This window comes from Streptomyces sp. NPDC059169 (genome assembly GCF_042755225.1).
Lineage (GTDB): Bacteria > Actinomycetota > Actinomycetes > Streptomycetales > Streptomycetaceae > Streptomyces.
On sequence record NZ_JBHZCF010000005.1, the window covers coordinates 211,667 to 235,120 of the forward strand.

20 protein-coding genes are annotated in these 23,454 nt (G+C 71.8%); 10 read left to right on the forward strand and 10 right to left on the reverse strand.

Features of this window, described 5'->3' with window-relative positions:
• Nucleotides 1-31: 31 nt before the first annotated feature.
• Nucleotides 32-2,863, forward strand: coding sequence for a DEAD/DEAH box helicase (locus ACFXOM_RS11620; RefSeq protein WP_385037765.1), 2,832 nt, complete (start codon nucleotides 32-34; stop codon nucleotides 2,861-2,863).
• 193 nt (nucleotides 2,864-3,056) lie between these two features.
• Here ACFXOM_RS11620 and ACFXOM_RS11625 read toward each other — a convergent pair whose 3' ends face one another.
• The 5 genes from ACFXOM_RS11625 to ACFXOM_RS11645 form a co-directional block, all read right to left on the reverse strand.
• On the reverse strand, nucleotides 3,057-3,245 hold the full coding sequence (locus ACFXOM_RS11625) for a hypothetical protein (RefSeq protein ID WP_384936015.1): 189 nt from the start codon (nucleotides 3,243-3,245) through the stop codon (nucleotides 3,057-3,059).
• Nucleotides 3,246-3,338: 93 nt separating this feature from the next.
• A complete protein-coding gene (locus ACFXOM_RS11630; protein WP_384936012.1) occupies nucleotides 3,339-4,157 on the reverse strand; it encodes an anti-sigma factor domain-containing protein in 819 nt (272 codons plus the stop codon).
• Nucleotides 4,154-4,738, reverse strand: a complete 585-nt coding sequence (locus tag ACFXOM_RS11635; protein ID WP_384936010.1) for a sigma-70 family RNA polymerase sigma factor — start codon at nucleotides 4,736-4,738, stop codon at nucleotides 4,154-4,156. The genes ACFXOM_RS11630 and ACFXOM_RS11635 overlap by 4 nt, the downstream gene beginning before the upstream one ends.
• A 293-nt stretch (nucleotides 4,739-5,031) precedes the next feature.
• The gene (locus ACFXOM_RS11640; protein WP_384936008.1) at nucleotides 5,032-5,874 is read right to left on the reverse strand and encodes a siderophore-interacting protein; all 843 of its coding nucleotides are present in this window, start codon (nucleotides 5,872-5,874) and stop codon (nucleotides 5,032-5,034) included.
• 47 nt (nucleotides 5,875-5,921) lie between these two features.
• Nucleotides 5,922-6,842 (reverse strand): 5'-3' exonuclease H3TH domain-containing protein, encoded by a 921-nt coding sequence (locus ACFXOM_RS11645; protein WP_384936255.1) that lies wholly within the window; start codon nucleotides 6,840-6,842, stop codon nucleotides 5,922-5,924.
• 254 nt (nucleotides 6,843-7,096) lie between these two features.
• Here ACFXOM_RS11645 and ACFXOM_RS11650 point away from each other — a divergent pair, with 254 nt between their 5' ends.
• The 4 genes from ACFXOM_RS11650 to ACFXOM_RS11665 all read left to right on the forward strand — a co-directional run bounded on the left by ACFXOM_RS11650 (nucleotide 7,097) and on the right by ACFXOM_RS11665 (nucleotide 11,409).
• Nucleotides 7,097-8,182, forward strand: coding sequence for a glycine betaine/L-proline ABC transporter ATP-binding protein (locus ACFXOM_RS11650; RefSeq protein ID WP_384936005.1), 1,086 nt, complete (start codon nucleotides 7,097-7,099; stop codon nucleotides 8,180-8,182).
• Nucleotides 8,175-9,995, forward strand: a complete 1,821-nt coding sequence (locus tag ACFXOM_RS11655; RefSeq protein ID WP_384936002.1) for an ABC transporter permease/substrate binding protein — start codon at nucleotides 8,175-8,177, stop codon at nucleotides 9,993-9,995. Before ACFXOM_RS11650 ends, ACFXOM_RS11655 begins: the two co-directional genes overlap by 8 nt.
• A gap of 140 nt (nucleotides 9,996-10,135) precedes the next feature.
• Nucleotides 10,136-10,687, forward strand: a complete 552-nt coding sequence (locus ACFXOM_RS11660) for a helix-turn-helix domain-containing protein (RefSeq protein ID WP_384935999.1) — start codon at nucleotides 10,136-10,138, stop codon at nucleotides 10,685-10,687.
• Nucleotides 10,684-11,409 (forward strand): helical backbone metal receptor, encoded by a 726-nt coding sequence (locus ACFXOM_RS11665; protein ID WP_384935996.1) that lies wholly within the window; start codon nucleotides 10,684-10,686, stop codon nucleotides 11,407-11,409. The genes ACFXOM_RS11660 and ACFXOM_RS11665 overlap by 4 nt, the downstream gene beginning before the upstream one ends.
• Here the strand turns inward: ACFXOM_RS11665 and ACFXOM_RS11670 are convergent.
• A complete protein-coding gene (locus tag ACFXOM_RS11670; RefSeq protein ID WP_384935993.1) occupies nucleotides 11,348-12,484 on the reverse strand; it encodes a TDT family transporter in 1,137 nt (378 codons plus the stop codon). The genes ACFXOM_RS11665 and ACFXOM_RS11670 overlap by 62 nt on opposite strands.
• A gap of 70 nt (nucleotides 12,485-12,554) precedes the next feature.
• Between ACFXOM_RS11670 and ACFXOM_RS11675 the strand changes: the two genes are divergently transcribed.
• Nucleotides 12,555-13,478, forward strand: coding sequence for a LysR family transcriptional regulator (locus ACFXOM_RS11675; RefSeq protein WP_384935990.1), 924 nt, complete (start codon nucleotides 12,555-12,557; stop codon nucleotides 13,476-13,478).
• Nucleotides 13,479-13,560: 82 nt separating this feature from the next.
• Here the strand turns inward: ACFXOM_RS11675 and ACFXOM_RS11680 are convergent, their stop codons facing one another.
• From ACFXOM_RS11680 to ACFXOM_RS11690, 3 genes are all read right to left on the reverse strand, one after another.
• Nucleotides 13,561-14,238 carry a gamma-glutamyl-gamma-aminobutyrate hydrolase family protein gene (locus tag ACFXOM_RS11680; RefSeq protein WP_384935988.1) on the reverse strand — a complete coding sequence of 226 codons (678 nt, stop codon included), beginning with the start codon at nucleotides 14,236-14,238 and terminating at the stop codon, nucleotides 13,561-13,563.
• Between the two features lie 31 nt (nucleotides 14,239-14,269).
• Nucleotides 14,270-15,715, reverse strand: a complete 1,446-nt coding sequence (gene eat / locus ACFXOM_RS11685) for an ethanolamine permease (RefSeq protein WP_385037768.1) — start codon at nucleotides 15,713-15,715, stop codon at nucleotides 14,270-14,272.
• Between the two features lie 90 nt (nucleotides 15,716-15,805).
• Nucleotides 15,806-16,534 (reverse strand): FadR/GntR family transcriptional regulator, encoded by a 729-nt coding sequence (locus ACFXOM_RS11690; RefSeq protein WP_384935982.1) that lies wholly within the window; start codon nucleotides 16,532-16,534, stop codon nucleotides 15,806-15,808.
• 78 nt (nucleotides 16,535-16,612) lie between these two features.
• Here ACFXOM_RS11690 and ACFXOM_RS11695 point away from each other — a divergent pair, with 78 nt between their 5' ends.
• From ACFXOM_RS11695 to ACFXOM_RS11710, 4 genes are read left to right on the forward strand one after another with little or no spacing between them, the layout of a single operon-like run.
• Nucleotides 16,613-17,974, forward strand: coding sequence for a glutamine synthetase family protein (locus tag ACFXOM_RS11695; protein ID WP_384935979.1), 1,362 nt, complete (start codon nucleotides 16,613-16,615; stop codon nucleotides 17,972-17,974).
• An 8-nt stretch (nucleotides 17,975-17,982) separates the two neighbouring features.
• Nucleotides 17,983-19,353, forward strand: coding sequence for an aldehyde dehydrogenase family protein (locus ACFXOM_RS11700; protein WP_384935976.1), 1,371 nt, complete (start codon nucleotides 17,983-17,985; stop codon nucleotides 19,351-19,353).
• A 5-nt stretch (nucleotides 19,354-19,358) separates the two neighbouring features.
• The gene (locus tag ACFXOM_RS11705) at nucleotides 19,359-20,144 is read left to right on the forward strand and encodes a 3-oxoacyl-ACP reductase (RefSeq protein WP_384935974.1); all 786 of its coding nucleotides are present in this window, start codon (nucleotides 19,359-19,361) and stop codon (nucleotides 20,142-20,144) included.
• Between the two features lie 31 nt (nucleotides 20,145-20,175).
• Nucleotides 20,176-21,078 carry a DUF2510 domain-containing protein gene (locus tag ACFXOM_RS11710; protein WP_384935971.1) on the forward strand — a complete coding sequence of 301 codons (903 nt, stop codon included), beginning with the start codon at nucleotides 20,176-20,178 and terminating at the stop codon, nucleotides 21,076-21,078.
• 214 nt (nucleotides 21,079-21,292) lie between these two features.
• On the opposite strand, the gene ACFXOM_RS11715 is transcribed toward ACFXOM_RS11710, so the two are convergent.
• The gene (locus tag ACFXOM_RS11715) at nucleotides 21,293-22,495 is read right to left on the reverse strand and encodes an amino acid deaminase/aldolase (protein ID WP_384935969.1); all 1,203 of its coding nucleotides are present in this window, start codon (nucleotides 22,493-22,495) and stop codon (nucleotides 21,293-21,295) included.
• Nucleotides 22,496-23,454: the final 959 nt, after the last annotated feature.

A 23,454-nucleotide genomic window follows, 5' to 3' on the forward strand; every position in this document is an offset into this window, starting at 1 on the left:
GTCAGAGGGGGCGGGTAGTCTCGACAGCAAGATGACACAGGACCTCTCCCCAGCTGAGCGCTACGCCGCTGCCCGGATCCGCGCCGCCGAGCAGGCCACCGCGTTCGCCCCCTTCCGCGACATGTACGAGTTCGATCTGGACCCCTTCCAGGTCGAGGCCTGCCGCGCCCTGGAGGCCGGCAAGGGCGTGCTCGTCGCGGCGCCAACCGGGTCGGGCAAGACCATCGTGGGCGAGTTCGCCGTGCACCTCGCGCTGACGCAGGGGCGCAAGTGCTTCTACACGACCCCGATCAAGGCGCTGTCCAACCAGAAGTACTCGGACCTCGTGAAGCGGTACGGTCCGGAGAAGGTCGGACTGCTCACGGGCGACAACAGCGTCAATTCCGAGGCGCCGGTCGTCGTGATGACCACCGAGGTCCTGCGGAACATGCTGTACGCCGGCTCGCAATCGTTGCGCGGCCTCGGGTACGTGGTCATGGACGAGGTGCACTACCTCTCGGACCGCTTTCGCGGAGCCGTCTGGGAGGAAGTGATCATCCACCTCCCGGAGTCCGTGACCTTGGTGTCCCTGTCCGCCACCGTCTCCAACGCGGAGGAGTTCGGTGACTGGTTGGACACGGTGCGTGGCGACACCGAAGTGATCGTCTCCGAGTCCCGGCCCGTCCCGCTGTGGCAGCACGTCCTCGCCGGGCGCCGGATGTACGACCTGTTCGAGGAGGAGACCGACCACGGCGGACGCGGTGCCGCCCGGCGCGAGGTCAACCCCGATCTGGTCCGGCTGGCCCGCATGGAGAACTCCCGGACGTACAACCCCCGCGACCGCCGCCGGGGCAAGGTGGTGCGCGAGGCCGACCGCGAGCGGGAGCGCCGTCAGCGCAGCCGCATCTGGACGCCCGGCCGCCCCGAGGTCATCGAGCGGCTCGACGCGGAAGGGCTGCTGCCCGCGATCACCTTCATCTTCAGCCGGGCCGCCTGCGAAGCCGCCGTACAGCAGTGCCTGTACGCCGGTCTCCGGCTCAACGACGAGGAAGCACGCCAGCGGGTCCGCACGCTCGTCGAGGAGCGCACGGCCACCATCCCGGGTGAGGACCTGCATGTCCTCGGCTACTACGAGTGGCTGGAGGGTCTGGAGCGCGGCATAGCCGCCCATCACGCCGGCATGCTCCCGACCTTCAAGGAGGTCGTGGAGGAGCTCTTCGTCCGGGGGCTGGTGAAGGCCGTCTTCGCCACCGAGACCCTCGCGCTCGGCATCAACATGCCGGCCAGGTCGGTGGTCCTGGAGAAGCTCGTCAAGTGGAACGGCGAGCAGCACGCCGACATCACCCCCGGCGAGTACACGCAGTTGACCGGTCGGGCCGGCCGGCGGGGCATCGACGTCGAGGGCCACGCGGTCGTGCTGTGGCAGCGCGGAATGGACCCGGGAGCGCTCGCGGGCCTCGCCGGGACGCGGACGTACCCGCTCCGCTCCAGCTTCAGACCGTCGTACAACATGGCCGTGAACCTGGTTTCGCAGTTCGGGCGGCACCGCTCGCGCGAGTTGCTGGAGACGTCCTTCGCCCAGTTCCAGGCCGACAAGTCGGTCGTGGGCATTTCGCGGCAGGTGCAGCGCAACGAGGAGGGACTCACGGGTTACCGCGAGGGCATGACGTGCCACCTCGGTGACTTCGAGGAGTACGCGGGGCTGCGCCGCGACCTCAAGGACCGCGAAACCGAGCTGGCCAAGCAGGGCGCCGCGCAGCGTCGTGCCGCCGCCGCGGACTCGCTGGAAAAGCTCAAGCCGGGCGATGTCATCCACGTGCCGACCGGCAAGTTCGCCGGCCTGGCGCTGGTGCTCGACCCGGGACTGCCGGCCGGCCGGGCGGGCGGTCACCGCGGCGGGTACGAGTACCACGACGGCCCCCGTCCGCTGGTGCTGACCGCCGAGCGTCAGGTGAAGCGACTCGCGTCGATCGACTTCCCGGTGCCGGTCGAGCCCTTGGAGCGTATGAGGATCCCCAAGTCCTTCAACCCCCGTTCCCCGCAGTCACGTCGTGACCTCGCGTCCGCGCTGCGGACGAAGGCGGGTCACATCGTGCCCGAGCGGCACCGCAAGCCGCGGTCCTCCGCTGCGGACGACCGAGAGATCGCCGGGCTCCGCAAGGAGTTGCGAGCGCACCCCTGCCACGGTTGTGACGAGCGGGAGGACCACGCCCGTTGGGCCGAGCGCTACCACCGGCTGCAGCGCGACACCCGCCAGTTGGAGCGTCGTATCGAAGGCCGGACGAACACGATCGCCCGCACCTTCGACCGCATCGTCGCGCTGCTGACCGAGATGGACTACCTCCGCGGTGACGAGGTCACCGAGCACGGCAAGCGGCTCGCGCGGCTCTACGGCGAGTTGGACCTGTTGGCGAGCGAGTGCTTGCGCGACGGAGTGTGGGAGGGTCTCAGCCCGGCCGAACTGGCTGCCTGCGTATCCGCGTTGGTGTACGAGGCGAGGCAGGCCGACGACGCGGTCGCGCCGAAGCTCCCGTCGGGGAAGGCGAAGGCCGCCCTCGGTGAGATGGTGCGCATCTGGGGCCGGCTCGACGCCCTGGAGGAGGAGTTCCGCATCAACCAGGCGGAAGGCGTGGGACAACGCGAGCCGGACCTCGGATTCGCCTGGGTCGCGTACCAGTGGGCGTCGGGCAAGGGCCTCGACGAGGTCCTGCGCGAGGCGGAGATGCCCGCCGGGGACTTCGTGCGCTGGTGCAAGCAGGTCATCGACGTGCTGGGGCAGATCTCGGCCGCCGCTCCTCCCGAGGGATCCACGGTGGCCCGCAACGCCCGCAAGGCCGTGGACGCGCTGCTCAGGGGTGTCGTCGCGTACAGCTCGGTCGGCTGAGTGCCCCACCGGCGGGCAATGCGCACGGCCTGCGCGCACGGCGCCCGTGGCCCGACGACGCAGGCCCGATGGATCCGGACGGCGCACGTGCCCCCGGCACCCCACCGTGACGGGCCCGTCCGCATGCCGACGTGGAGACACTCCTCGCCGGCAAGGAGACGGGGGCGGCCGACCGGTGTCGCGCCCGGGCCGGTCAGAGGGTCAGATCCTCGACCAGGGACGCCAGTTCGGCCGCCCGTAGGGCTACCCGGTAGGGCAGCGGCGCGGAGGGGTCACGCACGACCGGCGCACCGCGGACCCATGTCCGTGCGGACCCCGGGGCGCCGAGCCCCGGCCGTGGCGCGCCGAGCCGGGACGACAGCCGTGCGTCGCCGCCGGCCACGGCCGGTGTTCCGTCGTGGCGGAGCCGGGAGCGGACCAGGGCCGTCCCCGGCCCACCCGCGCACGCTGGGGAACGCCGCGACGACCTGACCCGCTAGCCGTTCTGTCCCGGCAGACTGACCAGTGCCAGCGGCTTGGACGTCGGCGAGGGCGAGCCGCCGGCCGGTTCGACCGTGACGCCCATGGCCGTCGCCCGCCCCACCGGACCGTCCATCAGCAGTGCCTCCGCCGACCCCTTCGAGCCCAGCAGGCCGGCCGGTCGCATCGTCCCGTGGTCGGCGAACCACAGCTGGTACACCTTGCCGCCGGCCGGTTCCGGCAGTCCGGACGCCACGAACACCGCCTTGTCCCGGCTGTGTGAGAGGGCGACCGTGCCCGTCGCCCCCCGGCCCAGGGCGGTGCTCGTCGTCCGCACGTCGGGTGCCGTCAATACCGACGCGAGCGCTTCGGTCTGTTCCCTGGCCTGCCGTACCGCGCCCCGTGCCTCGGTACGGGCCTCCTCGGCGACGCGCTGCTGCCACACCGTGGTGCCGCCGAGCGTCGCCGCGGCCACGAAGCACGCGGCGAGGACGAACCCGGAGAGCCGGCGCCGGCCGGCCGCTCGGGCGCGGCGACCCGGAGGTTGCAGGAGGCGGGTCTCCGGCAGCACCACCTTCGGCGGTTCCTGCCGCACCGCCGCGATCTGTCCCAGCACGTGCGCCTTCATGCCGGGCGGTGGCGTCTCGGAGACGGCGAGTCCCAGGCGTCCCGCCGTGGCGCTCAGCTCCCGTACTTCCTGGGCGCATGCCGCGCAGACCTCCATGTGCCGCTCGAACCGGGCGCGTTCGCGGTCCCCGAGTGCGTGCAGCGCGTACGCGCCCGTCAGCGTGTGCAACTCCGCGTCCCGTCCCGGTCCCTTCCCTGCGGTGCTCATGCGTTCACCCCCAGGCAGTCGCGCAGCCGTATCAGCCCGTCGCGCATGCGGGTCTTCACCGTGCCCAGCGGTACCGACAGCAATTCCGCGACCTCGCGGTAGGCGAGCCCCCGGTAGTAGGCGAGCGTCACCGACTGGCGCTGGAGTTCGGTCAGCGTGCGCAGGCAGCGGCGCACCTGTTCCCGTTCGAGCCGCGCCTCCACCTGCTCCACGACGTTGTCGAACGCCGGCGTCCCGCCGAGTCGGGCGGCCTTCTGCTCGCGTTCGGTGGCCGCCTGCACGGAGCGCACCCGGTCCACCGCGCGACGGTGTGCGAGCGTCAGGGTCCAGGTCAGGGCCGATCCGCGGGAGGGTTGGTAGCGCGCCGCCGTGCGCCACAGCTCGACCAGCACCTCCTGCGTCACCTCCTCCGACTGGGCCGGGTCGCGCAGCACGCTGCGGACCACGCCGAGCACGGGTCCGCACACCGCGTCGTACACCCGGGAGAAGGCCTCCTGGTCGCCGCGAGCGACCCGTACGAGCAACTCGTCCAACCCCGGACCCGCCGGCGGTGCTCCGGTGATGTGTACGGCTTCCCTCACGCGCTCTCCCCTCGCCCTGGCTCCTTCCCATATACGGAGCCGGAGCGTGCCTTGACTGCTGTGCGGAGCATATTTTTTCGCGCGGTTCTCCGGCGGGCGGCGGGGGGCCGTCGGGTGCGGGGGAGCGGTGCCGGCGCAGACCACCGGTTCGACGCGGGAACAGCTGCTGCAACGTGGGGAGTTACCGTTCGCCCAGCGGGGGATGCTGGTGCCGGGGGTCGAGCGGACCCGCAGGCGGAGCCCGGGTGGAGGTGGGCGGCCGGCCCGGGTGCGGGCCGGCCACTCCGAGCGGATCAGCCCTGCGCCTCCTGCTCGCGCTCCACCTCTGCGTTCCACTCGCGCTTGATCGCGCGCCACGCCTCGTCGGACTTGCCGAGCCGCCAGTAGCCCGAGATGGAGAGCCGCTCCAGCGGAACGCCGCGCTCCACCCGCAGATGGCGGCGCAGCTCCTTCACCACGCCCGCCTCGCCGTGGACGAAGGCGTGTACGGCGCCCTCGGGGAACGCCAGTGCACGGACGGCGGCGACCAGGGCCGCGCCGACCGGCTGGTCACCGCGGTGCAGCCAGGCGACGGTGATGCCGTCCGGAGTCGCGATCTTCTGTTCCTCTTCGGGGCCGGCCACCTCCACGAAGGCGTGGACGGCCGCGCCGGGCCGCATCTGCTCCAGCGACGCCGCAATCGCGGGAAGCGCGCTCTCGTCGCCCACCAGGAGGTGCCAGTCCGCCTCGGGGGCGGGTGCGTATCCGCCGCCGGGGCCGATCAGCCACACCGTTTCGCCCGGCTGTACCCGGGCGGCCCAGGGTCCCGCGAGGCCTTCGTCGCCGTGCACCACGAAGTCGATCACCAGCTCGCGGTGGACCGGGTCCCACGCCCGCACCGTGTAGGTGCGGTTGCTGGGCCACTGCTCGCGCGGGAGCTCCTCGCGGATGCGGGCCATGTCGAACGGTTCGGGGTACGTCACTCCGGGCACCGGGAAGACGATCTTGACGTAGTGATCGGTGAACCCGTCCGTGGCGAAGGCGGAGAGCCCGTCACCGCCCATGACGAGGCGCACCATGTGCGGAGTGAGCCGCTCCGTGCGCAGGACCCGTGCCTGATGGACCTGTGGTGCCCTGCGGGCCGGTGTCTCCGCCATGACGATCTCCCCTGTGTGTGACTGCTTAGGCTTGCCTAAGCTAACACTCAGGGGGTGGATCCCGCGGCGCCGAGTTCCACCTGGAGCCGGTGGACGGCGCGCCCCAGGCCCCAGTGCAGTGCCAGCTCCTCCAGTCGGCCCGGATCGCGCGGTTGCTTCGGCAGGGCGGGGTCGAACGCGGGGAGCGGCACGTCCCCGGCGACCCGTACGACCTTGGGGGCGACGGCCACGTAGGCGCGCGAGTCGTCCAGCCGCTTGCGCTGCGACGGGGTCAGCTTGGACGCCGGATCGTCGACGGCCGCCATGATCCCGGCGAGGTCGCCGAATGCGTCCAGCAGCTTCGCGGCCGTCTTCTCGCCGATCCCGGGCACCCCCGGCAGTCCGTCGCTCGGGTCCCCGCGCAGCAGTGCCAGATCGGCGTAGCCGGGGCCGTCCACCCCGTACTTCTCCCGGAGCACGGCCTCGTCGGTGGTCTGCATCATGCCGACGCCCTTCAGCGGGTAGAGCACGCGCACCCCGCGGGCGTCGTCGACCAGTTGGTAGAGGTCCCGGTCGCCCGTGACGATGTCCACCGGGCCCGGTGCCCTGCCCGCCAGGGTGCCGATGACGTCGTCCGCTTCGTACCCCGCGACCCCGATCCGGGCGATGCCGAACGCGTCCAGTACGTCCTCGATGATCGGGACCTGCGGGGAGAGCGTGTCAGGGACCTCCTCCTCGTCCGGGCCCGCGTCGGTCTCGACCGCCACCCGGTGCGCCTTGTACGACGGGATCAACTCGACCCGCCAGTGCGGTCGCCAGTCCGCGTCCATGCAGGCGACCAGCTCGTCGGGGCGGTGGTCCTGGATGAGCCGGGTGATGAATTCCAGCAGTCCGCGCACCGCGTTGACCGGCGTACCGTCCGGGGCGCGCACGGAATCCGGTACCCCGAAGTAGGCGCGGAAGTAGAGGGAAGCGGTGTCGAGCAGCATCAGTCGTCGGGTCACGTTCCGCATGATGCCGCACCCCACCGACATCGGCCGGGTCGCCGTCGCCGGATGGTGGTGTGCGTGAGTTGGGTCACGTGTGCGTTTGTGTCCGGAGGTGTCGGGGCAGACGCGATCCCGGAGCGGGCCCCCATGTCTGCCTAATTCGGGCAAACCGGGGGAAGCGGGCCGAACCCGTCCGCTCCACGGTCCGTCGGCGGGGGCGCGGGCCGTTTTTCGGTTCAACGCGTGAGGTGTATGTGTCCAGGCTTCAGGCCGAACACGTGTACAAGGTGTTCGGTGGACGATCCGATGAGGCGGTGAGCAGGCTCGAAAGCGGAGCGAGCCGCGACGAGCTGCGTGCGGACGGGACGACCGCAGCGGTGATCGACGCCTCGTTCGGTGTCGAGCCCGGCCAGATCTTCGTCGTCATGGGTCTTTCCGGTTCCGGTAAGTCCACGTTGTTGCGCATGCTCAACGGCTTGCTGGAGCCGACGGCCGGACGCGTCCTGTTCGACGGTCAGGACCTCACCGCCCTGAGTGCGCGTGACCTCCGCCAGGTGCGCGCCCACCGGATCAGCATGGTCTTCCAGCACTTCGCGCTGTTCCCCCACCGCAACGTGCTGGAGAACGCGGCCTACGGGCTCGAGGTCCAGGGCGTCGCCCGTGCCGTGCGGGAGGAGCGCGCCGCCGAGGCCCTGGATCTGGTCGGCCTGGCCGGCTGGGAGCAGTCCTGGCCCGACGAGCTCTCCGGCGGCATGCAGCAGCGCGTGGGCCTCGCCCGCGCGCTCGCCACCGACGCGGATCTGTTGCTGATGGACGAGTCCTTCAGCGCCCTCGACCCGCTGATCCGCCGCGACATGCAGGACCAACTGCTCGAGCTGCAGAAGCGGCTGAAGAAGACGATCGTCTTCATCACCCACGACCTCAACGAGGCGATGCGGCTCGGCGACCGGATCGCGGTGATGCGCGACGGGCGCATCGTGCAGCTCGGCACCGCCGAGGACATCCTCGTGCGTCCCTCCGACGACTACGTGGCCTCGTTCATCCAGGACGTGGACCGCTCCCGCGTGCTCACCGCCGAGGCCGTGATGACCGGGCCCGAGGGGCCCGGTGCGCACGAATGCGGCTGCGAAACCGTCACTCCCGACACCTTCGTCGCGGAGCTGTGCGCCGTCAGTGCACGCGTTCCGCATCCGGTGGTCGTGAAGGACACCGACGGCAGGGTCGTCGGCGTCGTACCGCAGTCCAGGCTGATCGGCTTCGTCGGGGACGAGCCGGGCGGGCCGGTGGCCTGCGTGCCCCGGACGGGTGAGGAGACGAAGGCGGTGACCACCCATGCCTAGGCTCCACCTCGGCGACTGGGTCGACAGCGGAGTCGACTGGCTCCAGTCCCACCTCTCCTGGCTGTTCGACGTCATCAGTTCCGTCGTCACCGGTATGTACGACGGCATCGACGCGGTGCTCTCCGCGCCCGAGCCGCTGCTCTTCGCGGGCGTCCTCGCCATCGTCGCCTGGTGGCTCCGCGGGCTGCTCGCGGGCGTACTGGCGTTCGGGGGATTTGCCTTGATCGACTCCATCGAGCTGTGGGGCGACGCCATGTCGACCCTCTCGCTCGTGCTCGTCGCGACGATCGTCACCCTCGTGATCGCGGTGCCGCTGGGCATCTGGGCGTCCCGCTCCCAGGCGGTCAGCGCCGTCACCAGGCCCGTCCTCGACTTCATGCAGACGATGCCGGCCATGGTGTACCTGATCCCCGGCATCATCTTCTTCGGGGTCGGCGTCGTGCCCGGCATCATCGCGACCATCGTCTTCGCCTTGCCGCCGGGCGTCCGCATGACGGAACTCGGCATCCGTCAGGTGGACGACGAGCTGGTGGAGGCGGCCGAGGCCTTCGGCACCACCCCGCGCAACACCCTGGTCCGCGTCCAGCTGCCGCTGGCGCTTCCCACCATCATGGCCGGCATCAACCAGGTCATCATGCTGGGCCTGTCCATGGTGGTCATCGCCGGCATGGTCGGCGGTGGCGGTCTCGGTGGCGCCGTCTACCGCGCCATCGGCAACGTCGACATCGGCCTCGGCTTCGAGGCGGGCATCTCCATCGTCATCCTGGCCATGTACCTGGACCGGATGACCGGGGCGCTGGGCCGCCAGGTCTCGCCGCTGGGCCGTCGTGCGCTGGCCAAGGCGAAGACCGCGGCCGGTGGCCTGAAGCTCTGGAACCACCGCCCGCAGCCCGTCGTGGCCGTCGCGGGTGTCGTCGTCCTCGCGCTCGTCGCGGGCGCCGTGGGAGTGTTCGGCGGGCCCACGTCCGGTGCCTCCGCGGCGGGCAAGGTCGGCGACGGAAGGAAGATCTCCTTGGGGTACATCCCCTGGGACGAGGGCATCGCCTCCACGTTCCTGTGGAAGGAGCTGCTGGAGCGGCGCGGCTTCGAGGTCGATACCAAACAGCTGGAGGCGGGCTCGCTCTACACCGGTCTCGCCGGTGGTCAGATCGACTTCCAGACGGATGCGTGGCTCCCCGTCACGCACGCCCAGTACTGGGAGAAGTACCGGAACAAGCTGGAGGACCTGGGCTCCTGGTACGGGCCGACGTCGCTGGAGCTGTCCGTGCCGTCCTACGTGAAGGGCGTCGACTCCCTGGCGGACCTGAAGGGGAAGGCCGGCCAGTTCAAGGGACGGATCGTCGGTATCGAGCCGAGCGCCGGAATGATGGCCATCCTCAAGGACAAGGTCCTCAAGGAGTACGGCCTGGAAGGCGAGTACCAGGTCGTGGACGGTTCCACGCCGGGCATGCTCGCCGAACTGAAGCGCGCCTACGACAAGAAGGAGCCCATCGTCACGACCCTGTGGTCGCCCCACTGGGCGTACAGCACCTTCGACCTGAAGAAGCTCAAGGACCCCAAGGGGACCTGGGGCAAGGGCGACGGTGTGCACACCCTGGCCCGCAAGGGGTTCTCCGAGGACAACCCGGAGGTCGGGAAGTGGCTCAAGGACTTCTCGATGACCGAAGCCCAGCTGACCGGCCTCGAAGCGGAGATCCAGGAGACCGGCAAGGGCAAGGAGCAGCAAGCCGTGCGCGCCTGGCTTGAGGAGAACCCCTCCTTCGCCGACAAGTGGACCCCGACGGGGAAGGCCGGCACGTCCGCCACTCCGTGACAGACCAACGGAATACCCCCACCGGTGAGGGCCCCGTCACATCCTGTGGCGGGGCCCTCACCGGTTACGGCTGGGGCAACCAGGGGTTGCCGGGCCCCGAACGTGCGTAAGGTACAGGGAGGAGGGAGGGAGCTCGAGTCATGGGTGACAAGGAAACACTCCGCGTGGGCTCCGCCGTGCGACGGCGGCGCAGGGCCCTGGACCTCACGCTGGCCGCCGTCGCCGGGCGCAGCGGCCTGTCCGTGCCCTTCCTCAGCCAGATCGAGAACGAGCGTGCCCGTCCCAGTAGGCGTTCGCTCCAGCGGGTCGCCGACGCCCTGGAGACGACGGCCGACGAGCTGCTCGCCGCTGCGGATTCGGCCCGCGTCGTCGCCGTGGCCCGCGCGGTCGACGACGCTCCCGGCACGGGCGCGGGGGTGCGCAACCTGGTGCCGGGGCACCACCAGCTGCACGCCGTCGAGTTCGCGGGCGAGCAGGACACCGGAGGCGAGCATCAGCACAACAACGACGAGCTGTTGTACGTGGCCGACGGGGCCGCCGAGGTCGAGGCCGAGGGCCGGGCCTACCGCCTGGAGCGCGGTGACGGCCTCTTCCTGTCCGGGGGTGTGCGCCACCGCTGGCGGGCCACCATGCCGGGCACCCGCCTCCTCGTCGTCGCCGTGGCCGACCACATCGAGGCCACCGCGCCGTGAAGCAGTCCGGCCCTACGGTCCGGCGGGTCGTCTCGCTCGTGCCGTCCCTCACCGAGGCCGTCGCCGCCAGTGCTCCCGGGCTGCTGACCGGGGTCACCGACTGGTGCAGCCACCCCGGGGGACTGGACGCCCACCGCATCGGAGGCACCAAGAACCCCGACGTCGAGAAGGTCGTGGGGCTCCGGCCCGACCTCGTGATCGCCAACGAGGAGGAGAACCGCGGCCAGGACCTCGACGCCCTGCGCTCGGCGGGGCTCGACGTTCTGGTGACCGAGGTGAGGACGCTGCCCCAGGCCTTCGCCGAGCTCGAACGGGTACTGGGGGCCTGCGGGATGCCCCGGCCCCGCTGGCTGGACGAGGCGGAGGCGGCCTGGGAAGAGGTCGAGCCGGGGCGACGGCGGCGGGCCGTGGTGCCGGTGTGGCGGCGGCCCTGGATGGTCCTCGGGAGGGACACCTTCGCCGGAGACGTGCTCGCACGTCTCGGCGTCGACAACGTGTACGCCACCCATCCCGACCGCTATCCCCGCGTCCCGCTGGACGAGCTGAACGCCGTGGGCGCGGACGTCGTCGTCCTGCCCGACGAGCCGTACCGCTTCACCGCGGAGGACGGCCCCGAGGCCTTCCCCACCCTCCCCGCTGCGCTCGTGGACGGCCGGATGCTCACCTGGTACGGGCCGTCGCTGGCCGTGGCGCCCCGGGCGCTGCGAGCAGCTCTCCGTTGAGCAGGCCGCGCAGCGTTCCGGTCGCGGCCGCGATCCACGCCGTCACCAGCAGCGCGTACAGCGCGAACGCCAGCCACTCCAGGGCCACGAGACCGGTGTGGGCCGCCAGGCCCGCGGACGCGGTGACGCAGGTGCCGACCGGAAAGGTGAACGCCCACCACGTCATCGAGAACGGCATCCCCTTGCGGGCGGCGCGCCCCACCATGACGCCGGCGAGCGTCAGCCACAGCAGGGCGAACCCGAGCACGGGAACGCCGTAGACCACGGCGAACACCGCGAAGCCGGTCGCGTACGAGGCCTGGACGGCGGACGGCGCCACGTCGGCCAACCGGTTCACGGCCGTCGTGGACTGGCCCAGCGGGCCGAGGACGAGGAACAGCGTCGGGGTGAGCGCGAGCGGCAACGGGCCGTGGTGCAGGAGCCGCCCGAAGAGCACCGGCAGGATCAGCAGCACGGCCAGCAGGCTCAGCCCGAACATCGCGTAGCAGGCGAGCAGCATCGCCTCCCGCCATTGACCGGCGGGCAGCCGGGGCACCAGTTGCGCCCCCAGCGTGGCGGCGACCATCGGGGCGACCACGGGCAGCAGCCACACCGGCGAGGCGGTGCCACGGGCCACGCTGTGGTGGGTGATCATCAGGTACGGGACCGCCACCGCGGCCGCGAGACCGGTGGCCGTCCCGATGGCGAAGAGGGCCGCGCCCGCGACCGTCGCCCACTGTTCCCCGACGAGGTCTCCACCGAGCGCGAGGGCGCCGATCCCGACCGCGAGGAACGCCATCGACAGACAGCCGTAGAACGGGGCGACGGACGGGTCGAGCACATGGGCCCGGGCTTGGTCACGGTGGTGGATCCAGTGCGCGGCGCGCGCCGTCACCAGGACGGTCAGCATCATCGCGGACAGCACCCACACGGCCGTGCAGACCGTGCGGAGGCCCGGTGGCTGCCCCGGCAGTGCGGAACCCGCGGTCGCGACGATCGCGGTGCCCATGACCGTCGCGTACCAGTTCGGCCCGAGGTCGCGGAGCGAGGGGCGACGCAGGGCAGCAGCAGGGCGGGGGCGGACGGCGGTGACCATGGCCCAACTCTCCGTCGCCGGAGCACCGGCCGCCAGAGATCCCGTACCTATGTCCCCATAAGCTGGATTTATGAGCGAAGGAGAACGAGGGCCGATCGCCCATCGAGTGCCGGACCTGGCCGCGCTGGAGCTGCTGCTCGCCGTCGCCCGGCACGGCAGCCTCGGGCGGGCGGCGCGAGAACTCGGCATCACCCAGCCCGCGGCCAGCAGCCGCATCCGGTCCATGGAGCAACAACTCGGCGTGGCCCTCGTGGACAGGTCGCCGCGTGGTTCCCGGCTCACCGACGCGGGCGCGCTCGTCACCGACTGGGCGCGGCGGATCGTGGAAGCGGCCGAGGCCTTCGACGCGGGTGCGCAGGCGCTGCGCCACCGCCGTGACTCGCGGCTGCGGGTGGCCGCCAGCATGACGATCGCGGAATACCTGCTGCCCGGCTGGCTCATCGCCCTGCGCCAGGAACGCCCCGGTACGGCCGTCTCCCTGCTCGCGGGCAACTCGGCGGCGGTCGCCGAACGACTCCTGGGCGGCGAGGCCGACCTGGGCTTCGTCGAGGGCCTGTCCGTACCGCAGGGTCTCGACGGAGCGGTCATCGGTCACGACCGGCTCGTCCTGGTGGCCGCGCCCGGCCACGCCTGGGCCAGGCGCAGCTCCCCGCTGCCGCCGGAGGAGCTGGCGGCGACGCCCCTCGTGCTGCGCGAACGCGGCTCCGGCACCAGACAGGTGTTGGACTCGGCCCTCGCCGCGCACGGCGGGCTGGCCGAACCGCTCCTGGAACTGGCTTCCACCACGGCGGTCAAGGCCGCGGCCGTCAGCGGGGCGGGCCCCGCGGTGCTCAGCGAACTCGCGGTGACCGAGGAGCTGGCCTCGCGGCGGCTGGTCCGCATCCCCCTCGACGCGGTTCGGCTGCGGCGGGACCTGCGCGCGGTGTGGCCCCACGGCCGCCGCCCGGTGGGCCCGGCGCGCGACCTGCTGTCGCTGACGCGCTCCACCGCCTGACCGCTGCTTCCGGTAGCCGGAGCCCGGAGGCGGGGACCGGCCCGCCCCGCCGGGGTCGTCGGCGGGGCGGGCCGGCTACCGGTCAGGACGCCGCGCGCACCAGGCCGGCCATGACCCGGACGTCCTCGCCCATCTCGGGGTGCCACTGGACGCCCAGCACCCAGGACGTGCCGGGGAGCTCGACGGCCTCCACCGTCGCGTCCCCGGCGTGCGCCGACACCACGAGCCCCTCGCCGAGACGGTCGACGGCCTGGTGGTGGTACGTCGGCACGGACGACTCCTCCGGCACCAAGGAGGCGTACAGCGTCCCCGGCACCGGGATCACCGCGTGCTCCCCGAAGACCCCGACGGCCTTCGCATGCCCGTCGAGGTGCTGGACGAGGGTCCCGCCGAGGGCCACGTTCAGCAGCTGCATGCCCCGGCAGATGCCGAGCAGCGGCGTCCCCGACTCCAGCGCGGCGCCTATCAGGGCGAGTTCCCAGCCGTCCCGCTCGCGGGCCGCGGGACCGGTGCGCGGATCGGGCTCGGCGCCGTACCGCACGGGTTCCACGTCGGGGCCGCCCGCGACGACCAGTCCGTCCAGCCTGGCGACCACTGACGCGGCACGCGCGGGGTCGTCGGGCGGGAGCATTGCGGCGAGGCCCCCCGCCCGCTGGACCAGGCGCGGGTACCCCTCGGGGAGCAGGGCGGCAGGCAGCTGCCACACTCCCCAGGAAGCCCGGTCGAGGTAGGTGCTGACGCCGATGAGCGGCTGGGTCACGGCTTGTCCGTTCCTTGGGTCGAGGGGGGAGTCAGTCGCGTTCGAGCTCGGCCTCGGCCTCGGCGAGTGCCGCGAACTCCTCCTCCGGCGCGCTGGCCACGAGGTGGTGCCGACTGTAGAACGCGAAGTAGGCGAGGGCGACGCCGTACACGACGAGGGCGATGAGGGCCGCGTCCTTGTCCACCAGGAACGTCGCCACCAGGGCCGACAGGGCGAGGACGAAGGCCACGGACGAGGTGAGCACGCCGCCCGGGGTGCGGTACGGCCGCGGCAGCTCCGGCTCGCGGCGGCGCAGCACGATGTGGGACAGCGCCATCAGGGCGTAGCTGATGGTGGCGCCGAACACCGCGATGTTCAGCATCCGGGCGCCGTCCCCGGTGCCCGCGGCGAGCGCGAAACCGATCGCCCCGGGGATCAGCAGCCCCAGGTACGGCGACTTGCGCCGGCTGGTCAGGGAGAGGAAGCGGGGCAGGTACCCGGCCCTGGACAGGGCGAACAGCTGTCGCGATCCGGCGTAGATGAGCGAGAAGAACGACGCGACGAGGCCCGCGAGTCCGGCGTAGTTGACGAAGCGGCTCAGGGCGGTCGCCTCGCCGTCCCCTTGCAGGGCCACGACCAGCGGGTTCCCGGCTTCCTGGATGGCGGCGGAGCCGCGTGCCCCGGTGGACGCGAAGAACGTCAGCGCTGCCAGCAGCACCAGGATGCCCATGGAGATGGAGAGCGCCTTCGGCATGGACCGGACCGGGTCCTTCGCCTCCTCGGCGGCGAGCGGCACGCCCTCCACGCCGAGGAAGAACCACATGCCGAACGGGAACGCCGCCCAGATGCCGAGCAGTCCGAACGGGAGCCAGGAGTTGGAGCCCAGTGCGTGCTTGTCGACCGGGATGTCGTCGAGGCCGCTCACGTGGAAGTCGGTGAACGCGCCGAAGGCGAAGATGAGCAGCGCGGCCACGGCGATGGCCGTCACGACCAGGCTGAAGCGCAGTGCCTCGCCCACGCCCCACAGGTGGATGCCGATGAAGATCGCGAAGCAGGCGAAGTAGACGGGCCAGCCGGACTCCAGACCGAACAGTCCCAGGGATTCGACGTAGTCCCCGATGAAGATGGAGATCGCGGCGGGCGCGAGGATGTACTCGATGAGGATCGCGGTGCCGGTGAGGAAACCGCCCCAGGTGCCGAGGGCACGGCGCGCGAAGCCGTAGCCGCCGCCCGCCGTCGGCAGGATGGCGGAGAGCTCCGCGAGGGCGAAGACGAGGCAGGCGTACATCAGCCCCATGAGCACGGTCGCCGCGGCGAGACCGCCGAAGCCGCCCTTGGACAGGCCGATGTTCCAGCCGGAGAAGTCTCCGGAGACGACGTAGGCGACGCCGAGCCCGGTGAGCAGCAGCCAGCCCGCGCTGCCGCGCCGCAGGGTCCGGCGTTCGAGGTAGTTGTCCGATGGTGGGGTGTTGCTCCCGGTGGTGTCTTCCAGCGTCATGGTAGAGCTCCCGCGTCGGGCCCAATGGAATGGAGCCATACCTTTGCGGTGGCGGCAGGGGAAATGCAAGACCCTTGCGTTACGTTCGGATTACGTGAGGAAGCCGCGCAGGAGCGCCGCCGTGCCCGCGCAGTGCTCGCGCATCACCTCGCGCGCCGCGTCCGCGTCCCCGTCGAGGACCGCGTCCACCAGCGCCACGTGCTGCTGCTGGGAGTGCTCCAGGTTCCGCACGAGCAGCGGGATGCAGTCCAGTAGGTCGTTCACCGTCGCCCGAACGGCCGCGTACTGCGTGGTGAGGGTCGGGGACCCGGACAGCTCGGCCAGTGTGAGGTGCAGCAGCGTGTCGCACCGCCGGTAGTCGTCCAGCGGGGCGTCGTGGGTCGCCGTCAATGCCGTGCGCAACCGTGCAGCACCCTCCGCAGCGAGCCCGTGGGTGGCGCACAGTCCGGCGGCCCCGACCTCCAGCACCTCCCGGAAGCGCAGTGTGTCCTCGACGTCGATCGCTGCGATGCGGCGGCGCAGCTCGTCCTCGCTCTCGGTGCGCTGCCGGTGCATGACGAACGTTCCGCCGTAGCGTCCGCGGCGGCTCTCCACCAGGCCCTCTTCCTGGAGGACCTTCAGCACTTCGCGCAGGGTGACCCGGCTGATCCCCATCCGCTCGGCGAGCTCGCGTTCGGCCGGCAGCCGCTCGCCGCCGGGCACCAGCCCGAGCCGCACGACCTGGAGGATCTGCTCCAACGCCTCTTCGAAGCCGTTGCCCCCGCGCACGGGCCGCAGCACGGACGTCAGTCGGTCCGCAGACTCGCTCTTCTCCGTCACGTTGCGGTTTCCCCTTCCCAAGCAATGGTCTTCGGCAATACCTTATGGCTCTCCGGCTGACCTTAGGAGGCAGATCCCGTGGCAGACCGCACACCCCCGCTGACCGTCGAGGAGCTGAGGGCTCTCGTCGCGAGCGGTGAGATCGATACCGTAGTCCTGGCCTTCCCCGATATGCAGGGCCGGCTACAGGGCAAGCGGTTCGCCGCGCCGTTCTTCCTCGACGAGGTCCTGGAACACGGCACGGAGGGCTGCAACTACCTCCTCGCCGTCGACACCGAGATGAACACCGTCGACGGCTACGAGATGTCCTCGTGGGACCGCGGCTACGGCGACTTCGCGATGCACCCCGACCTCGCCACCCTGCGCCGCGTCCCGTGGAACGACGGCACCGCGATGTTGATCGCGGACCTCGCCTGGAACGACGGCAGTCCCGTCGTCGCCGCGCCCCGGCAGATCCTGCGCCGCCAGCTCGAGCGCCTCGCCGCCCACGGCTACAACGCCCAGGTGGGCACGGAGCTGGAGTTCATCGTCTTCAAGGACACTTACGAGCAGGCCTGGGACCGTGACTACCGAGGCCTGACCCCCGCCAACCAGTACAACATCGACTACTCGGTGCTCGGCACCGGCCGCATCGAGCCGCTGCTGCGCCGCATCCGCAACGAGATGGCCGGTGCCGGACTGACCGTCGAGTCCGCCAAGGGCGAGTGCAACCCGGGCCAGCACGAGATCGCCTTCCGCTACGACGAGGCCCTCGTGACCTGCGACCAGCACGCCGTCTACAAGACCGGCGCCAAGGAGATCGCCGCACAGGAAGGCGTCTCGCTCACCTTCATGGCGAAGTACAACGAGCGCGAGGGCAATTCCTGCCACATCCACCTCTCGCTCACCGACGCCGACGGCCACAACGCGATGGCCGACGGCAACCACGGGATGTCCCCGGTCATGCGGCACTTCCTGGCCGGCCAGCTCGCAGCGCTGCGCGACTTCTCCCTGCTGTACGCGCCGAACATCAACTCCTACAAGCGCTTCCAGCCGGGTTCCTTCGCCCCCACCGCCGTCGCCTGGGGCTACGACAACCGCACCTGTGCGCTGCGCGTCGTCGGCCACGGACGTTCGATGCGCTTCGAGAACCGGCTCCCCGGCGGCGACGTCAATCCGCACCTTGCCGTCGCCGGTCTGGTCGCCGCCGGACTGTACGGCATCGAGAACCGGCTGGAGCTGCCGGAGGTCTGCGCCGGCAACGCCTACAGCGGTGACTACGCACATGTCCCGACCACCCTCCGGGAGGCCGCGGAGCTCTGGGAGAACAGCCCCATTGCGAAGGCCGCCTTCGGGGACGAAGTCGTCGCCCACTACCGCAACATGGCGCGCGTCGAACTGGAAGCCTTCGACGCCGCGGTGACCGACTGGGAGCTGCGCCGCTCCTTCGAACGCATGTGAGGCACCCCTTGTCACAACCGTACGAACTCGATGTGCTGAACCCGGCCACCGAGGAAGTCATCGCCACCGTCCCCGGTGCCGTCGCACGGGACGTTGACGCCGCCGTGGCCAGGGCCGCCCGGGCCCAGCGCTCCTGGGCCGCGGCGTCACCGGCGGACCGCGCCCGGCACCTGCGCCGGTTCGCCTCCGTCGTCGACGCCCACGTGGAGGAACTCGCGCAGCTTGAGGTGCGCGAGGCGGGGCACACCATCGGCAATGCCCGCTGGGAGGCAGGCAACGTCCGTGATCTCCTCGACTACTCCGCCGGGGGAGTCGAACGGCTCACCGGCCGCCAGATCCCCGTACCGGGCGGGATGAACTTCACCATCCTCGAACCGCTCGGCGTCGTCGGCGTGATCGCCCCGTGGAACTTCCCCATGCCGATCGCGGCATGGGGCACCGCCCCCGCCCTCGCCGCCGGCAACGCCGTCATCCTCAAGCCGGCCGAGACCACACCGCTGACCGCGCTGCGGCTCGCCGAGCTCGCCCTGGAGGCAGGTCTCCCCGAGGACCTCTTCCAGGTGCTGCCGGGCCGCGGCGACGTCGCGGGGGACGCCCTCGTGCGCCACCCGGGCGTCGCGAAGATCGTGTTCACCGGCTCCACCCGGATCGGCAAGCAGATCATGTCGATCTGCGCGGACCGCGTGAAACGGGTGACCCTCGAGCTCGGCGGCAAGAGCCCCAACATCGTCTTCGCCGACGCCGACCTCGAGACCGCAGCGGCGGCCGCTCCCATGTCCTTCCTCGACAACAGCGGCCAGGACTGCTGCGCCCGTACCCGCATCCTCGTACAGGCACCGGTATACGAGCGGTTCGTCGAGCTGCTCGCCCCGGCCGTCGAGTCCGTCGTCGTCGGCGACCCGGCGAACGAGAACACCCAGATGGGCCCGCTGATCTCCAAGACCCAACTGGAAAGGGTGCGTTCGTACGTACCCGATGACCTGCCCGGCATCCGCGGGACCGCCCCCACCGGTCCCGGCTTCTGGTTCCCGCCGACCGTCCTCACCGGCCTCGAGCCGCAGGCGCCGGCCGCCGTGGAAGAAGTCTTCGGGCCGGTCGCCGTCGTCCTCCCGTTCGACGACGAGGACGATGCCGTCCGCCTCGCCAACGCCACCGAGTACGGCCTCTCCGGTTCCATCTGGACCCGGGACGTCGGCCGAGCGCTACGCGTTTCCGGAGCCGTCGCCGCCGGGAACCTGTCGGTCAACTCCCACTCCAGCGTCCGCTACTGGACCCCGTTCGGCGGCTACCAGCAGTCCGGCCTCGGCCGCGAGCTCGGCCCCGACGCCCTCACCGCATTCACCGAGACCAAGAACGTCTTCATCAGCACGGAGGCCTGAACGCCATGACCACCGAAACCCCTGTGTGCCGTCGTCTCGTCGGCCGTACCGCCGTCATCACCGGCGCCGGCAGCGGCATCGGGCTCGCCACCGCGCGCCGCCTCGCCTCCGAGGGGGCGAACGTCGTCTGCGGCGACATCGACGAGATCGCGGGCAAGTCCGCGGCCGAGGAGGTCGGCGGTACCTTCGTGAAGGTCGACGTGACCGACGCCGAGCAGGTTGAAGCCCTGTTCAAGACCGCCTTCGACACCTACGGCAGCGTCGACATCGCCTTCAACAACGCGGGCATCTCGCCACCCGACGACGACTCGATCCTGGAAACCGGCCTGGAGGCGTGGAAGCGGGTCCAGGAGGTCAACCTGACCTCCGTGTACCTGTGCTGCAAGGCGGCCATCCCCTACATGCAGCGGCAGGGCAGGGGGTCCATCATCAACACCGCGTCGTTCGTCGCACGGATGGGCGCCGCCACCTCCCAGATCTCGTACACCGCGTCCAAGGGCGGTGTCCTCGCGATGTCCCGCGAGCTCGGTGTGCAGTTCGCCCGCGAGGGCATCCGGGTCAACGCGCTGTGCCCGGGGCCGGTCAACACCCCGCTGCTCCAGGAACTGTTCGCCAAGGACCCCGAGCGGGCCGCACGGCGCTTGGTGCACATCCCGCTCGGCCGGTTCGCGGACGCGGAGGAGATCGCCGCCGCCGTGGCGTTCCTCGCCAGTGACGACTCGTCGTTCGTCAACGCCACGGACTTCCTCGTCGACGGCGGCATCTCGGGTGCGTACGTCACCCCTCTGTAGGAGGTGCGGAGGCCGCCCCTAGGGTGGCCGCATGAGCATGACGACCCCGCCCGGCTGGTACCAGGACCCCGGCACACCGACCGTCGAACGCTGGTGGGACGGCACGGCCTGGACCGGGCACATCCGGCCCGCCGGCACGGCCCGGCCGCCCGCGCCCGTTGCCGAACCGGGGGGCGGAAACAGTGTCGGCAAGGGCGGGCTCGTCGCGCTCGTCACCGCCGCGACGGTCCTGGCCGGTGCGATCGTCACCGGTGTGGTCCTGCTCGGGCGCGACGAGCAGGGGGGACGGCCGCAGTCCGCGGGCAGCGCCTCCGCTGCGGCGCCGGGACCCGCCGGGACCCGCCGGGACCCCACTCCGACAGCGGGCGGGGGCCCCGGCGTCCTCGTCGACCAGCTCAACGGCATCACCCTGCCCATTCCGGACGGCTGGGAGAAATCCGACTCCTCCATGGACACCGTACCCACCATGGTGACCGCGGAGGCCTACAAGTGCCCAGGGGATTCCGCCCAGTTCTGCCGGCACGGCACGGTGTCCTCGCGCACCGCCACCGACACCAACGAGAAGTCGCCGGAGAAGCTCGCCACCCAGGACGTCGGCGTCGCGGCCGACTGGGCCTACGACAACGACAGGGTCGGCAACCGCATCCACGGCGGCATCAAGAGCCACCAACTGGTGGCCTCGAAGGCGGTGGCCGTGGCCGGGCGGACCGGGCACCTCGTGCGCTGGCGCGTGAAGACGGGCGCGGGGGCCGGCGGCTACGTCCAGTCGCTGGTCTTCCCCTCGGCCGTCGGGTCCGAGTCGCTGATCGTCGTCAGGTTCGCCTTCGACGCGAGCGCCGGGTCCCCGCCGCTCACCGAGATGGACCGGATCACCAGCGGGATCAGGCCCATCGGCGACGTCAGCGGAGGAGTCGGTTCCACGATCGGCCCGTGAGCCCCGGCCCGCCCGGCCACCTGCCGGGCCGTCCTGCAGCCGTGCCGCCACGCCGGGAGCAACGGGCAAGCGGTGGACGGCGGGCGACGGAGGAGGGTGTACGGAACGGGCACGCCCCGAACGCGCCCACGGGACCCGATGGACGTCCGGTACCGACGCGCACCCGCACCCGCACGGCCCGCAGCTTGCCGGCACGGGAACGCGCCCGTCGGCATCACAGGAACGTGCGTCCCTCCCCGCGGTACGTGGGCACGGTAGCCGTCACCCGGTCGCCCTCGACCAGGTGCAGCGCGTCGAACCGTTCGCACAGCTCACCGGCCTTCGCGTGGCGGAACCACACCTTGTCCCCGATCAGCAGGTCGTCGGCGGCCGGACCCAGCAGCGGGGTCTGCACCTCGCCCGCGCCCTCCACGGGGTCGTACCGCAGCCCCTCCGGCAGGTACGGCACCGGCAGCCGGTCCCGTCCGGCCGCTCCCGACGCGGGGTAGCCGCCACCGAGCACCGTCACCGCACCCACGCCGGGACGACGCACCACGGGCTGGGCGAAGAGGGCGGCGGGCCGCCCCGTGAACGACGTGTAGTCGTCGAACAGACGCGGCACGTAGAGCCCCGAACCGGCCGCGACCTCCGTGACCGCCTCCTCCGCCGCCGTGTGCTGCACGCTGCCCGTGCCGCCGCCGTTGACGAACTCGAGGTCGGGGGCCACCTCCCGTACGGCACGGACCACGGCCGCGCGGCGCCCGGCCAGTTCTCGACGTGCCGCCGTCTGCATCAGCCGGATCGCGCGCGAGCGGACCGGGCGCCCCTGCACGGCGTCCCCGACGCCTGCGACGTGCCCCTCGTAGGCCATCAGCCCGACCAGCCGGAAACCGGGGCGGTCCACCACCGCCCGGGCCAACGCGCCGAGCTCGGCCGGTCGCCGCAGTGGCGAGCGTCGCGCCCCGACCCGCATCCGGCCGCCCAGCAGGTGCCACGAGGTGTCCAGTTCGAGGCACACCCGGATCTCCTCCCGGCCGCCGTCCCGGGCCCGGTCGACCAGCTCCAACTGTGCGGGGTCGTCGACCGTCACGGTCACGGTGGCGGCGAGCTTCGCGTCCGATGCCAGCTCGGCGAATCCCGCGCGGTCGGCGGAGGGGTAGGCGAGGAAGACGTCGGCAAATCCGGCGCGCGCCAGCCAAATCGATTCGTCCAGCGTGAACGACATGATCCCGGCGAACCCCTGCATGGCCAGGACGCGTTCCAGGAGCGCACGGCAGCGCACCGACTTGCTCGCCACCCGGATCGGCTTGCCACCGGCCCGCCGGACCAGATCGGCCGCGTTTGCGTCGAACGCCGCCAGATCCACGAGGGCGAGCGGCGCGTCGAGATGGGCGGTCGCCCGGTCGTACCGGGTTCGGTCAGCGGCACGGGAAGTCATGGCCCGAGAGCCTGCCAGAACGGTCTATCGGAGGGTAGGGGGACGTTCTGCGCAGATCGCCCCAGCGGGTCGAGGTCCCGTTGCCGTGCGACGTGGTCGAGCCCGTAGAGTGACGGACACGCTGGCGAACGGGCCTGCCCCGAAAGGTGATCCGGCGCAAGCACCAGGCACGGAAAGCGGGGGGCGGATGAGCACCGAGGCGCAGCGTCCGCCGGTCCCGCCCCGCCCGTCCCGCATCTCCGACGCATGGATCCCCCCTGACGTCACGTCGCCGGACGGCCCCTCCGAGACGACGCGCCGCCTGCGCCCCCGCGCCGCCTCCGACGGGGAACCTCAGGGCACGCCCCCGGCGCCCGACACGATCACCCCCGCCGCGGTCCCGTCGCCGCGCGGTGCCCGCGCGGAGCCCGACCTGCCGGGCCGGAGGTACCCGGGTCCCGGCACCGGCGAGGGCGGCCGCGCGCCGCGGGCGGATGCCGGGGGAAAGCCGTCCGACCCGTCGTCCGAGGGCGGAGTTCCACCGCGGGACGGTGGTGCAGGCGCCACCGGGCGCCCGCCCGCCCGGACGTACGGGCGCCCGGTGCAGCCGGCACCCGTCGGCGGCACTGCCGGGCACTCCGCGCCGACGGCCCGGGAAGGCACCCCGCCGGGCCCTGCCCGGACCGTGCCGCCGCGGCGGTCGGACCCGCCGCGTACCGGCACCCCGGCGGTGCGCACGCGTCCGGCGGGTGGCCCTGCCGTGCCGCCCCCGTCCGGAAGCGGCCCCGCCCCGGAGGCAGCGAGCCCCGCGGCCGCCGAAGGGCCGCGCACCGGGCCGGCGGAGGGGGCCCCGATGGTGCCGCGTCCCGCGCGCGGGGCGCCAGGCGCCCAGCCGTCACCGGCGCGGGGAGCCCGTCCGGCCCCTGCCGTGCCGCGTCCGGGAACTGCTTCGGCGGGGGGCCCTGCCGTGCCGCGTCCGT